Source organism: Galbibacter sp. PAP.153, assembly GCF_037029175.1.
In the GTDB taxonomy this organism is placed as follows: domain Bacteria; phylum Bacteroidota; class Bacteroidia; order Flavobacteriales; family Flavobacteriaceae; genus Galbibacter; species Galbibacter pacificus.
In genome coordinates, this window is sequence record NZ_JAZEUN010000015.1 from 65,681 (window position 1) to 79,401 (window position 13,721).

Annotated in this window: 13 protein-coding genes; 8 read left to right on the forward strand and 5 right to left on the reverse strand. The window is 37.7% G+C overall.

The window, feature by feature from the left end; genetic code table 11:
• The first annotated feature begins 250 nt into the window (after nucleotides 1-250).
• Nucleotides 251-982, forward strand: coding sequence for a hypothetical protein (locus tag UXI14_RS11170; protein WP_335966198.1), 732 nt, complete (start codon nucleotides 251-253; stop codon nucleotides 980-982).
• Here the strand turns inward: UXI14_RS11170 and UXI14_RS11175 are convergent.
• Nucleotides 977-2,008: an RluA family pseudouridine synthase gene (locus UXI14_RS11175; RefSeq protein WP_335966199.1), complete on the reverse strand. Its 1,032-nt coding sequence runs from the start codon at nucleotides 2,006-2,008 to the stop codon at nucleotides 977-979. The genes UXI14_RS11170 and UXI14_RS11175 overlap by 6 nt on opposite strands.
• A 15-nt stretch (nucleotides 2,009-2,023) precedes the next feature.
• Nucleotides 2,024-2,593, reverse strand: coding sequence for a PASTA domain-containing protein (locus tag UXI14_RS11180; RefSeq protein WP_335966200.1), 570 nt, complete (start codon nucleotides 2,591-2,593; stop codon nucleotides 2,024-2,026).
• A 149-nt stretch (nucleotides 2,594-2,742) separates the two neighbouring features.
• On the opposite strand from UXI14_RS11180, the gene UXI14_RS11185 reads away from it, so the two are divergent.
• From UXI14_RS11185 to UXI14_RS11200, 4 genes are read left to right on the forward strand one after another with little or no spacing between them, the layout of a single operon-like run.
• A complete protein-coding gene (locus UXI14_RS11185; RefSeq protein ID WP_335966201.1) occupies nucleotides 2,743-3,717 on the forward strand; it encodes a D-alanine--D-alanine ligase in 975 nt (324 codons plus the stop codon).
• A gap of 57 nt (nucleotides 3,718-3,774) precedes the next feature.
• Nucleotides 3,775-4,239, forward strand: a complete 465-nt coding sequence (coaD, locus tag UXI14_RS11190) for a pantetheine-phosphate adenylyltransferase (protein ID WP_277900927.1) — start codon at nucleotides 3,775-3,777, stop codon at nucleotides 4,237-4,239.
• Nucleotides 4,240-4,273: 34 nt separating this feature from the next.
• The gene (locus UXI14_RS11195; RefSeq protein ID WP_335966202.1) at nucleotides 4,274-6,496 is read left to right on the forward strand and encodes a PAS domain S-box protein; all 2,223 of its coding nucleotides are present in this window, start codon (nucleotides 4,274-4,276) and stop codon (nucleotides 6,494-6,496) included.
• On the forward strand, nucleotides 6,483-6,890 hold the full coding sequence (locus tag UXI14_RS11200) for a response regulator (protein ID WP_335966203.1): 408 nt from the start codon (nucleotides 6,483-6,485) through the stop codon (nucleotides 6,888-6,890). Before UXI14_RS11195 ends, UXI14_RS11200 begins: the two co-directional genes overlap by 14 nt.
• A gap of 43 nt (nucleotides 6,891-6,933) precedes the next feature.
• On the opposite strand, the gene UXI14_RS11205 is transcribed toward UXI14_RS11200, so the two are convergent.
• Nucleotides 6,934-8,595: a SulP family inorganic anion transporter gene (locus UXI14_RS11205; protein WP_335966204.1), complete on the reverse strand. Its 1,662-nt coding sequence runs from the start codon at nucleotides 8,593-8,595 to the stop codon at nucleotides 6,934-6,936.
• 167 nt (nucleotides 8,596-8,762) lie between these two features.
• Between UXI14_RS11205 and UXI14_RS11210 the strand changes: the two genes are divergently transcribed.
• Nucleotides 8,763-10,502, forward strand: a complete 1,740-nt coding sequence (locus UXI14_RS11210; RefSeq protein ID WP_335966205.1) for a M14 family metallopeptidase — start codon at nucleotides 8,763-8,765, stop codon at nucleotides 10,500-10,502.
• Nucleotides 10,503-10,524: 22 nt separating this feature from the next.
• Here UXI14_RS11210 and UXI14_RS11215 read toward each other — a convergent pair whose 3' ends face one another.
• Nucleotides 10,525-11,106, reverse strand: a complete 582-nt coding sequence (locus UXI14_RS11215; RefSeq protein WP_335966206.1) for an NUDIX domain-containing protein — start codon at nucleotides 11,104-11,106, stop codon at nucleotides 10,525-10,527.
• Nucleotides 11,107-11,113: 7 nt separating this feature from the next.
• Here UXI14_RS11215 and pyrE point away from each other — a divergent pair, with 7 nt between their 5' ends.
• Both pyrE and UXI14_RS11225 read left to right on the forward strand, forming a co-directional pair.
• Nucleotides 11,114-11,752 (forward strand): orotate phosphoribosyltransferase, encoded by a 639-nt coding sequence (gene pyrE, locus UXI14_RS11220; RefSeq protein WP_335966207.1) that lies wholly within the window; start codon nucleotides 11,114-11,116, stop codon nucleotides 11,750-11,752.
• A gap of 15 nt (nucleotides 11,753-11,767) precedes the next feature.
• Nucleotides 11,768-12,160 carry an SRPBCC family protein gene (locus UXI14_RS11225; protein WP_335966208.1) on the forward strand — a complete coding sequence of 131 codons (393 nt, stop codon included), beginning with the start codon at nucleotides 11,768-11,770 and terminating at the stop codon, nucleotides 12,158-12,160.
• Nucleotides 12,161-12,241: 81 nt separating this feature from the next.
• On the opposite strand, the gene UXI14_RS11230 is transcribed toward UXI14_RS11225, so the two are convergent.
• The gene (locus UXI14_RS11230) at nucleotides 12,242-13,720 is read right to left on the reverse strand and encodes a DUF389 domain-containing protein (RefSeq protein WP_335966209.1); all 1,479 of its coding nucleotides are present in this window, start codon (nucleotides 13,718-13,720) and stop codon (nucleotides 12,242-12,244) included.
• Nucleotide 13,721: the final 1 nt, after the last annotated feature.

Here is a 13,721-nt window from a genome sequence, read left to right on the forward strand (position 1 = left end):
ATTGATTTTGAACAACAAATGTAACATCTTACATTGGTTTTTTGTATAAGAAAGATTCATTGTTTTCTATAGAAGAATTGGTTTTAATTATTATAATGAATATATACAATACAATGTGTTAAAACACTTTTCTGCAAAAATTATATACTATTTTTTTACTTTGAAAACAGTAGTTAGAAAATATAAATTTTTATGTATGGAATATAATTTATATATTTAGAATGCGAAAAAACACGTAACACAAAAAAATATGCCTCCATACACAAAAGATGAGCTTACAAGCAACCTAGCAGATTTTCATTTATTAATTATTTTTTGCGAAGCCTACGGAAAAGAATATGCTTCTACCGATCAACGGTTACATATAGAATGTTTGCACCGAACGTATAATACGGTCAAGGAATTAATGGCAAATATAAACAACTACAATGCGATGCTCAATGTTGCTATCTTTGAAAAACAGCAGGCCTTTAACGGTCTTGAAGATATGTGCAATAAAATTATTGACTATTTAATTATATATACCGAGAACAATGAAGCCGTAAAATATGTAAAAAGTTATTACGACGATATTGTTCAGGTAAGAAATGAGCAAAAGGTAAATGCATACATTAAAGACTCGTATTCAAACCAAGAGCCGTACATTAATTTAATAGCACATTTTGGAAACATGATTAACGAGCTGGCAGAATCCAACGAATATTCGCCATACCATACCGATATAAAATTGGAGGCCTTAAAAAAGAAATTTAGAATTATGGTAAAGCGTAGTTTGCGCCATAAAGAAATCATGGACGAATATTCGGACTCGCTTGTTGAAAGGGACAACTATTTTTACAACAAAACCGAAGGGATTATTGAATTGGCCAACAATATTAAAGAATACATAAAAACCTCTTTTGGCGAAAACAGCCACGAGTTCAAGCAAATAAACGGATTGGAATTTAGGCATACCGTTCCATCTGAAAAGCAGAGACTATAACTCCTGGTGCTTTGCATAATTTCGCCATTTTTCCAGGCATGCTACCATGTCTTCGGGCAAGGGTGCTTCAAAACGCATAAATTTGCCTGTTTCGGGGTGCTCAAAGCCTAAAGTTTTGGCGTGCAACGCCTGCCTTGGCAGTACTTTAAAACAATTCTCCACGAATTGTTTGTATTTAGAAAAGGTGGTCCCTTTTAAAATTTTATGGCCTCCATAGCGCTCGTCATTAAATAAAGTGTGCCCTATGTATTTCATGTGCACCCTTATTTGGTGCGTTCTCCCGGTCTCTAACCTACACGACAGCAAAGTAACGTACCCAAAACGTTCCAAGACTTTATAGTGCGTTACAGCATCTTTTCCATGGTCGCCATCGGGAAAAACAGCCATTTGCAACCTATTTTTTGGATGCCTTCCAATGTTTCCTTCCACAATCCCTTCGTCTTCTGCAAAATTGCCCCAAACCAATGCTTGGTATTCACGTTCGCTGGTTTTATGGAAAAATTGTTTGGACAAGTGGTTCAATGCATGCTCGGTCTTGGCCACCACCAATAGCCCACTGGTATCTTTATCTATACGGTGCACCAGGCCCGGACGCTCGTTACTGTTAAGCGGCAGGTTTTCAAAATGGTATATCAAAGCATTTATAAGCGTTCCCGAATAATTTCCGTGCCCGGGGTGCACGACCATCCCGGCAGGCTTATTTACAACCAACAGGGTATTATCTTCAAAAACAATATCCAAGGGGATATTTTCCGGAGTAAGCAAATATTCATGCGGCGGGTGCTCAAACAAAACTTTAACTTGGTCGTTTGCCTTTACCCGGTGGTTCGATTTTACGGCGGTACCATTTACATATATATTCCCGCCCTTTGCAGCCTGCTGTATTTTATTTCGGGTAGCATTTTCAATAAAGTTCATTAAAAATTTATCTACCCGCAAAGGTTCCTGCCCTTTTCCGGCAGTAAAACTATAATGTTCGTAAAGTTCGTCCTCCTGATTAAAATCGTCTTGTGTATCCTCAGCCATTTTTCAATTTACAATTTATTCCACCGAAACATTGGCCCTGTTCCCGTTGCCGCAAACCAGTTCTACCTCGGTGGTTTTGGGCAATTGGTGCCCCGGAAGTATATTTTTTCCTTCATAGCGTACATAATACACCATGTCTTTACCAATTTCGTTTACATAAGTTACCTTTCCTACGCTAAGGCCAACCGCTTTAAGCATGGATTCGGCATTCCTTTTGGTAACTTGTATTACGTTTGGAACACTTACTTTTCTATAGCCCGAAGGGTTAATGGTTAAATATATTTTTCTTCCTTCCTTGACTTCTTTGTTTGCACTGGGATCCTGCTCGATGACCGAAAAACGCGGATAATCGGGATTGTAGTTTGTAGAGTCCAGTACAACATAATTCAGGTCTGCCTTTTCCATAATCTCTTCAACTTCCCGGAGGGATTTTTTAGAAAGGTCGGGGACCAAGACAAATTCGCCGTGGTTGGTGGTTACCTTTAAGTATTGCATAATTAAAATTACCAATACCACAACGGCCAGTATTGCAAGTGCTATTTGCTTTAAAAAGGTCTTGCTTGTTATAAATTTTATGAAACTCATCTTTCTTTATTATTCAGCAAAGATATAAAAACTCAACACCTAATTTATTTCTATGGCTGTTTTTAGTGCTAAAGTCTTTTTATGCCGATTCTAAATTAATTTATTAATACATTTGATACAACGATAAATTTCCTATTATAATATTAAAAATGAAAAAAAACATTGGTGTTGTTATGGGCGGTTACTCCTCTGAGTACCAAATTTCACTAAAAAGCGGGCAAGTGGTCTGCAACCATCTGGATACTGAAAAATACAATATTTATCCCCTCCATATTTTAAAGGACAAATGGGTTTATATTACTGATGACAAAAAAGAAATTCCAATAAACAAAGGCAATTTCACCGTTACCCAAAATAACAAAACCATTGAATTCGACTGTGTTTTTAATGCCATTCACGGCACGCCCGGAGAAGACGGTTATTTACAAGGATATTTAGAGCTGTTGGGCATCCCACATACCTCCTGCCCCATGTACCAAGCTGGACTTACCTTTAACAAAAGAGACTGCTTGGCGGCCTTGAAGCCTTTCGGGATTAAATGCGCCACATCCTTCTATCTCAATAAAGGACAAGAAATTAATATCCAGGCCATTGTTGAAAAAGTTGGGTTACCTTGTTTTGTAAAAGCCAACAAAGCGGGTTCGAGTTTTGGGATTTCTAAAGTGAATGAAAAAGAAGCGTTACTTCCAGCAATCGAAAATTCTTTTAAAGAAGACGATGAGATTATTATTGAATCGTTTTTAGACGGTGTTGAAGTGTCTGTTGGCGTTATTACCTACAAAGGCAACGTAACAGTGCTGCCCATTACCGAAATAGTATCCGAAAACGATTTTTTTGATTATGAAGCTAAATACCAAGGAAAATCACAAGAAATTACACCGGCAAGAATTAGTGATGAAATGACCCAAAAAGTAATCCATACTGCCAAAAAAGTATATGAAACCCTAAAGATGAAAGGTTTTAGCCGGAGCGAATACATTTTTGTGGATGGCGAGCCTTATTTATTAGAGGTCAATACCATTCCCGGAATGACTGCCGAAAGTATTTTGCCACAACAGGCGGCCAAAGCCGGAATATCGTTAAACGATTTATTTGACAACGCTATTGAAGAAGCAATAAAATAGCAAAATCTATTTTGCTATATTTACAATTCCTTAACCCTTTTACAAAAAGAATGTAAAATGCGAAGAGCTATTTTTCCAGGGTCTTTCGACCCTATTACATTGGGACATTACGACATTATAACAAGAGGCATCACACTTTTTGACGAGCTGGTTATTGCCATTGGGATTAATGCGGAAAAAAACTATATGTTTACCTTGGAAGAACGCAAGCATTTTATTGAAGAAGCCTTTAAAAATGAGCCAAAAATAAAGGTGATGACATATGAAGGGCTAACGGTAGACTTTTGTAAAAAAATAGACGCACAGTTTATTTTAAGGGGCCTGCGGAACCCGGGCGATTTTGAATTTGAAAAAGCCATCGCCCATACCAACAGGAAATTATCGGAAATAGAAACGGTGTTTTTGTTAACTTCCTCTGGAAAAAGCTATATTTCTTCATCAATTGTAAGAGATGTTATAAGAAATAAAGGCGATTATACCGGTTTGGTACCCGATACCGTAAGGCTGAATAATAAAGAGTAAAACAAAAACTGGCTTAGCAAAAGCCGTATATATTATGACGAACCTACTTATAATCAAGCAATGCCCAACCCCAATGGCTTTGCTAGATAAAGATTTGCACTTAATTGGCGCCTCGGATGCCTGGTATAAATTCACCAAAGCACCGATGGAAAACGCCCCTAAAATACCTTTTACCGACATCTTGCCTAAAGGCACCCGGTCGTTGGTAAATGCCGTTCGCGAGAGTAAGGAAAAAAGCAGGGTTATAGAAGGAGAAGATTACAATTACCAGCCAGAAGGAAAAATACAATGGATCTATTATAAAATTCAACCTTCAGACAACGAATTCATCATATACCTAAACGATATAACTTCAGAAAAAGAAAACCTGAAAACTAAAATTTTTCTTGAAGAAACCAGCAAGGTCGCCCAAATAGGAAATTGGTTTTACGATGTTAAAAACGATCTTTTAGAATGGACGGTTGTTACCAAAAAAATATGCGACGTTTCACAAGATTATGTTCCTACACTCGAAAAATTCCTTCAATTCTTTAAGGAAGGAAAACATGTAGAACAAGCCTTAAAAAACATTAACAGCGCCATTAACAAAGGGAATGATTTTGATCTGGAACTGCAAATACTTACGGCCAAAGGAGAAGAAAAATGGGTGCGTTTTCGCGGGCACATTGAAAAAGCAAAGGACAAAGCGGTTAAAATTTATGGCACTTTGCAAAATATAGACCCTCAAAAAACAACCGAACTGCAATTGGCACTTCAGGAAAAACAAATTAAAAGCTCCAAAAGAGCACTTGCCGAGAACAAACAGGCATTTAAAAGCATTTTTAATTCTACTTTTCAGTTTACAGGATTTTTAAACATAAAAGGAAGGCTTGTAGACATTAATGAGCCCGCACTGAATTTTGGCGGTATTGAAACAGAAGACGTTATTAATAAATATTTTTGGGACACCTATTGGTGGCAGGGCTCCATAAAAGAACAAAAAAAACTTAAAAAGAACTTTAAAAAGGCCATAAGGGGCGAATTTGTAAGGTACGAAGCAAAAATCTTGGATAAAAACAACAACAAGGTGTATGTTGACTTTTCCCTCAAGCCGGTATTGGACCATAAAAAAAGAGTGAGTTTCCTTATTGCAGAAGGCAGGGTAATACAGGAGATGGTCGAAGCCAGAAAAAAGCTTAAGGAAAGCGAAAAACTGCACCGCACGCTCTTGGAGCTTTCTCCAACCGGGCTTGCCCTTAACGATGCCATGTCTGGGGAATTTCTGGACATGAACAATTCTTTTAAACAAAGTACCGGATATTCCAGCAACGAACTCCTTAAAATGACGCATCTGGACGTTATTCCAAAAACCGATAAAAACAAAGAATTAAGGGTTTTAAAAGAAGTCCTCAACCAAGGAAAATACGGTCCGTACGAAGGGCATTACCTTAATAAAAACAAGCAATTGGTGCCTACGCTGATAACGCGTGTGCTCATTACCAATTCTACCGGAAGAAAACTTATTTGGTCTGTTATACAAGATATTACCCATATAAAAGAAAAAGAAGAAGAACTTCTGGAAGTTATCAATGTGGCCAGCGAACAAAACAACCGCCTGCTTAACTTCGCACATATTGTATCTCATAACCTGCGGTCGCATGCATCCAATTTTTCCATGTTGATAGAACTCTTGGGCGTTGAAGAAGACGTTTTTAAAAAGGTGGAAATTATTGACATGCTCAATTCTGCTTCGGGAAATATGCTCGAAACCATTTCAAACCTAAACGAGATTATTGCAATCAATACAAACCTGAATATAAAAACCGAAACCGTTAACCTTAAAGCCGAAATAGACGAAGCCTTTACAAATATTAGCGAACTTATTAAAAATTCTTTTGCCGAAGTAGAGAACAATGTTCCCGAAGACATTGACATTAAAGTTGTTAAAGCTTATCTAGAAAGTATTTTATTGAATATCTTTACCAATGCCATTAAGTACAAAGCACCAAACCGGTACCCCGTAATAAAAATAAATGCCGAACAGATAAAAGGTTTTACGGTTTTAAGCGTTGAAGATAATGGCAGGGGAATCGATTTGGAAAAACATGGGCACAAACTCTTTGGAATGTACAAAACTTTTCATGGAAATAGCGACGCCCGCGGTATAGGCCTCTTTATAACCAAAAACCAAATAGATGCCATGAAAGGGAAAATAGAAGCCGAAAGCGAAATTGACAAAGGAACGAAATTTAAAATTTACTTTAATGAAAACTATTAATGCTATATGTTTGATCGATGATGACCCGATAACCATTTTTAGCGTTAAAAAACTTATCGAGGTTACCAAGATAAGCGATTGCATATTAACGTTTAGCAATGGACAAGAAGCATTAAATTATTACCAAAACACGTCTAACGAAGTATTTCCCGAACTTATTTTACTGGACCTAAACATGCCCATAATCGATGGCTGGGAATTTATAGATGCATTTAGCCAATTGCCCATAAGCAAAAAAGCACTAATCTATATTTTAACCTCGTCGATAAACCCGGAAGACATTCAAAAGGTAAAAATCTACAACAACAAATATCCTTTTTCGGTAAAGCATCTTATAAAGCCAGTAACCAAAGACAAATTAAGTGCTTTGGCCGCCATTGTTCCCAGTGAATAAATCTTTTACCAAAAACAAACTAAGTTTTGTTTTGGCAATAATGTTAAAATTTATATTCTGAAAGCGATTTCGGGAATTTTTCTGGATTTGCGGCCAAATGGTATCTTGGGTCGTCTATGGCATCTATAATTACCTCCCTGAACTTAGGTGATGACTTATACAATAAAGCTTTACAATCTTCACTTAAGTGTTTTAGTTTTATCTTTTTCCCTGCGGCCTCGTATTTTTCAACTACATTAAAAATTGCTTCTATGGCCGAATGGTCACTAACCCTCGATTCAACAAAATCAACTTCAACCTGTTCAGGGTCATTTTTTACATCAAACTTATCGTTAAAAGTCGCTATAGAACCAAAAAACAAAGGCCCCCAAATCTCGTATACCTTGGTACCGTCTTCTTTAAAACGTTTCCGGGCCCTGATTTTTTTGGCGTTTTCCCAAGCAAAAACAAGTGCCGAAATTATAACGCCCACAAAAACGGCAATGGCCAAATCGTAAATAACGGTAACTGCAGAAACCGTTACCAGTACAAAGGCATCTGCTTTTGGTATTTTTCTAATAATCCTGAAACTGGACCATGCAAAAGTTTCAATTACCATCATAATCATTACCCCTACCAATGCTGCAATTGGAACTTGTTCTATGTATTTATCTGTAAACAAAATAAAAGTCAATAGTGTTACGGCCATCATAATTCCAGATAAACGGCCACGGCCTCCCGCATTTATGTTAATTACTGTTTGGCCTATCATTCCACAACCGCCAGTACCTCCAAAAAGCCCGCTCAACATGTTTCCTGCACCCTGTGCCATACATTCCCGGTTGCCATTGCCACGTGTCTCGGTTAATTCATCAACCAGATTCATGGTCATAAGAGATTCTATCAAACCTACACAAGCGGCCAAAAAGGCGTATGGCAAAATAAAGCCGAGCGTATCCAAGTTAAAAGGGAGGTTTTGCCACAATTCCATGTTTGGGGTTGGCAATTCGCCCTTAAGGCCCGTCCCACCCCCTTCAACAATATAAGAGCCTACTGTACTTACCTCTATTCCTCCAAAGATTACAATAGCGGTAGTTATTAAAATAGCCGTTAAGGAAGCCGGTACTTTTTTGGTAATTTTTGGCAAGACCCAAATAACAGCCATGGTAAGCAATACAAGTCCAATCATGGTATATAGTTCCTTACCTTCCATGGGGATATTAATATATTTTTTAACACCTTCGGCAGTAACTTCAAGTTTTTTATGCGTGAACATTTTTACCTGTGCTATAAAAATAACAATGGCAAGGCCGTTAACAAATCCCATCATAACCGGGTGCGGTATCAACCTAACAAACCTTCCCAATTTGAATATTCCTGCAATAATTTGGAAGCCCCCCATAAGCACAACTGCTGCCAACAGGTAATAATACCCCATATTGTCTATTGGCGCGTCAAACAGCATTCCTTTTGCGTGCCCTTCTGAAATCAGGCTTACAAAAATAACGGCAACGGCACCTGCCGCACCCGAAATCAACCCGGGACGACCACCAAAGATGGCGGTAATCAACCCAATTATAAAAGCCCCGGACAAAGCCACCAATGGATCTATTTGGGCCACGAACGCAAAGGCCACAACTTCGGGGATCATTGCCAAAGACACCGTTATACCAGCTAATACATCATCTTTTGCATTCGGGACTATTTTTCTAATAAACTCAGTCATAATAATTTATTCTTCTCAATAGGGCTCATTTTAATGCCATAAACCTATTTATGAGGTAGTTAACAATAAAAGTTTGCAAAACTAACTCAATTTTTCAGTTAGACAAATAGATTGCCCTACTATATTGTTATATTTTTAATTAAGTTTGAAGCTTAAATTTCCTCCCTATGAAAAAAGCATTGCTTATAACAGTCGCTATTGCAACTTTTGCAAACCTATATGCCCAAAACGATAATTTTACTACCGAATTTGAAAAATCGGGCGGTGTTGCCACGGCCACTTACAACCAAACAATTGCTTATTATAAAGAACTTGCAAACACCTATTCCAGTATTACCATGATGGAAGAAGGCCCTACAGATTCTGGTGAGCACTTAACCTTGGTTTTGCTTAACCCCGAGGGCAATTTTGATCTTGAAAAAGTAAGGAAAAACAAAAGAATACTGTTTATAAACAACGGCATACACCCCGGGGAACCAGATGGGATCGATGCCACCATGATGCTTTACCGGGACATAGCTCAAGGAAAAATTAAAGTTCCCGAACATACCGTTCTGGCAACCATTCCTATTTATAATATCGGGGGCTCCCTGAACAGAAACAGTACGTCAAGAACCAACCAAAATGGTCCGGTTGCGTATGGGTTTAGGGGAAATGCACGTAATTACGACCTCAATCGGGACTTTATAAAAAACGATACGAAAAATGCAAAATCTTTTGCTAAAATATACCATTTCCTTCAACCGGATGTTTTCATAGATAATCACGTTAGTAATGGTGCCGATTATCAATATGTACTGACGCATTTATTTACCCAGCATGACAAATTAGGTGCAGCGGCCGGGAAATATCTTTACAATAAGCTCATGCCCGAACTCATTACTTCGTTAAAAGATAAAAAATACGATATAACGCCTTATGTAAATGTTTTTAATCAAGTGCCCGAAAAAGGTTTTTCTCAATTTTTTGATGCCCCCCGATATTCCACAGGCTATACCACTTTATGGAATACCCTGGGGATGATGGTTGAAACCCATATGCTTAAACCATACGACCAGCGTGTATATGGTACCTACGAACTTATGAAGAGCATGATAGCCCTTATTGAAAAAGACTATAAAGAAATAAAAAAGGTGCGGGAAGAAAGCAATGCCTCCTTTCTAAATGCAACGACATATACCGTAGCTTGGGAAGTAGATAAAAGCAAACATTCTACCTTGGACTTTAAAGGTTACGAAGGTGAGCATATTACAAGTGAAATTACCGGCCTGCCACGATTAAAGTACAACAGGAACAAACCCTTTACAAAAGAAGTTACTTATTACGATTATTTTAAACCCGTAAAAAAAGTAAATATCCCTGATGCTTATTTAATCCCCAAGGCCTGGAACGGCGTTGTAAAAAGGCTACAATTAAATGGCATAACGCTTACAAACATGGCCGAAACAAAAGAAATACCTGTTGAAGTATACCACATTGCCGATTACGAAACCGGGAAAAAGGCATACGAAGGACATTACCTACATAAAAACACCTCGGTAACCAAAAGTAAAGAAACTGTTTCAATTCCTGCAAATACTTATTATTTGGTTAAGACCCATCAACCAGGCATACGGTATATCTTGGAAACATTGGAGCCCGAAGCGGTAGATTCTTTTTTCAACTGGAACTTTTTTGATAGCATCCTTCAGCAAAAAGAAGGGTTTTCTCCTTATGTTTGGGAAGACAAAGCCCTGGGATTCCTAAAAGCAAACCCTGATATTGAAAAAGAATTTCAGGCCAAAAAAGAAAAAGACACTGCTTTTGCCAAAAATTGGTATGCACAATTGGATTGGATACACAAAAAGTCTCCAAATTATGAGAAAGCACATTTAAGATACCCGGTTTACAGGATTGTTAAGCTATAGAAGTTGGAGCTTAATTTTGATTTTAGAAAAGGGTTTTTATATTTTCATATGAATTTTCCATGAGTTTTGGTATATCGGTATCGGGGCGCCATTCGGCTTTTTCAATATTTTCCTTGCATTGGGGTACCAGTGCCCCTTTATACTTGCTCTTCATTAAAAACCAGTGGGTTTCCTTAAGCTTATAGGTTCCGTTTCTTTTAAAAACGTGGTAGGTTTTGTTTAAAAAGGAGTCTATTTTAAGTTTCTTCACACCTGTTTCTTCTTCTACTTCGCGTATAGCGGCTTCTTCTATGGTTTCGCCCTTGTCTACTTTTCCTTTTGGAAGATCCCATTTTCCATTTCTGAAGATAAAAAGGTTTTCATTATCCTGATTTTTAACCAAGCCACCAGCGGCCACAACCAAAGGGATTTTCTTAAGAAATTTTTTCATTAAAACCGTACCGTCTTCATAATAAATATGAGCACACTTTATTTTGCCTTTATTAAGTTGCTTGATAACGTCATCAATATCAACCGTATCCATAAGAAACAATTTAAAATCTGTTTCCTTGGATATCTGGTTGGTTAAAATAATGCGATGTTCATTTACAAAAACTTCATACATTTGCATCATGGTTTTAGATAAAGATACCGCTAAAAAGACAGCAGAACTTTTATTGCAAATTAATGCAATAAAGTTGAATCCAAAAAATCCTTTTACATGGGCTTCCGGATGGAAATCTCCCATTTACTGCGACAATAGAATTGTTTTATCGTTTCCACCAATCAGGAACTACATCCGTGAGCATATGGCCAAACAGCTTGAGGAACTCTTCGGCAAACCAGATGTTATTGCTGGGGTGGCCACAGGAGCCATTGGAATTGGCATGCTCGTTGCCGAGGTGTTAAATCTCCCTTTTGTGTACGTAAGGCCAGAGCCAAAAAAACACGGGAGGGGAAACCAAATTGAAGGTTTTCTTGACGGCGGACAAAGCGTGGTAGTTGTAGAAGATTTGATAAGTACCGGAAAAAGTAGTTTGAATGCCGTACAGGCGCTAAAAGACGAAGGTGCCGTGGTTAAGGGTATGATTGCCATATTTTCATATGGTTTTGACGTGGCCAGCAAAAACTTCGAAAACAACAATGTAACATTATATACGTTAAGCAACTACGAGCATTTATTGCAACAAGCGGTAGATACAAACTATATTAACGAAAAAGAATTAAAAACCCTTCAGGACTGGAGGGAAGACCCGGGCAACTGGAAATAACAACATTGATTTAAAATGAAGCTAGAGACACAAAAAAAGACTGTAAATAAATCGGCAGCGGAATTGTTTGATTTTTTGGCCGATGTAAAAAATTTTGAAAAGCTAATGCCCGAAAACATTAGCAAGTTTGAAGTTTTAGAGGAAGACAAATTTCTTTTTGCACTAAAAGGGATGCCCGAAATTGTTTTAAAAATGAAGGAAAAACAACCGCACAGCAAATTGGTTTTAGGAGCTGCAAGCGATAAACTTCCCTTTACGCTCACGGCAAACATCAATAGTATTGAAGCAAACAAAAGTGAGGCAAATCTGGTTTTTGAAGGCGAATTTAACGCCATGATGGGTATGATGATTAAAGGCCCCATAACCAGTTTTATAAATACCCTTACGGATAATATGGCTAACGTGTGATTTTTTTAGATTAACAAAGACTATATAAAAAGGTCCGATATTATTTTATGCGGACCTTTTTTTTATTGAAAAAATATACTATCAATTAAGTTGCTTAACCTCCACTTTCTGGTTGTTCATACGCACTTTAAGCCATTCGGTCAACTTTTTAAATTCGGTTTCTTTTTTCGTTTTAGAAATTTTATCGCCCCAGCGGATAATGAAAATGGGAATGGTGTCGGTTTTTTTAAAATCTGTTTTTAATTCGTTTCCAAAACCTAGTTCAACTACATCATTATAGTTAATTTTCACTTCTTTGCTTATGGCCTCAAAGGGAATTTCGTTGTAAGCAAATTTGTTTAAACGCTCTACCTCCTGCTCCAAGACCTTAATCTGCTCGTCTTTAGTAGCAATCTCCTGCTTTTTAGATTCGTACAACTCGCTTACATATTTGTATTTTTCTTCAGAGTCATTCTGTTCGCCTCCCATAATAATCAAGTTTGCATCTTTAAGTTGTGGGTACGATTTCATTTGGGTTTTCCATGTTTCCACAATATTATCGGGTATAATCTCGTCTCCCATAAAAACCAATTCGATATTAGGTTCGCTCCCTTTGTTATAATCTATTGAAGTGTACTTATCCAGCAAAAAACCTCCCCCGGCAAACTGGTATGTTTTTATTTTTTCGTTAATAAAAGCATTGGCCTGATTTTTAAAATTGGACTCCTGCAATACATCATAAAAAGTCATTCCTGCCGGAATCATTACCAAAATGGCAAATAAAGAAGCCAATTGCGCAATACGTTTTCTCTTTTTGGAATTTGCATATTTAACCATTGGAAACCGTAATATCTTCAATACCAAAAAAGTTGCCAATGCAATAAAAATAGTATTGATTATAAAAAGGTACATGGCCCCAAAGAAAAAGTCCCAATTCCATTTAGCCAACCCAAATCCGGCGGTACATAAAGGCGGCATCAAGGCCGTTGCAATGGCCACCCCAAAAATAACACTGGCTATGGTCCCTTTTTTGGCCCTTGCAATTACCAAGGCCATTCCACCAAAAAAGGCAATCAATACATCCCGAATATCAGGTGCTGTACGTGCCAATAACTCTGAAGATTCATCTCTTAACGGAAATAGTTTAAAAAACAAAAACGCTGTTAGAATACTTAAAATAACCATCACGGCAAAGTTTTTAAGAGACCTCCTAAGCGTATCAATATCGTTTATTGCCAAAGACATCCCAATTCCCAGAATCGGGCCCATTAGCGGAGATATTAACATGGCACCGATAACCACGGCCGTAGAATTGGCATTCAAGCCTACCGAAGCAATAAATATAGAGCATATTAAAATCCAGGAAGTATGCCCCTTAAAAGGAATGTCGTTAATAATGCTCTCTTTGGTAGCTTCTTGGTCGGTATTGTCCCTTATATCCAGAAGATCGCCAAAAAATGTTTTAAGGCTCCCCAAGAAACCCGAGAAATCTTTTTTCATTTTCTCTTCACTAGCATTCTCTGTGTTGTCGGTGGGGGTAATGTTGTCTTGGCCTAAACCATTTTTTTTGTTTTCTTCCATA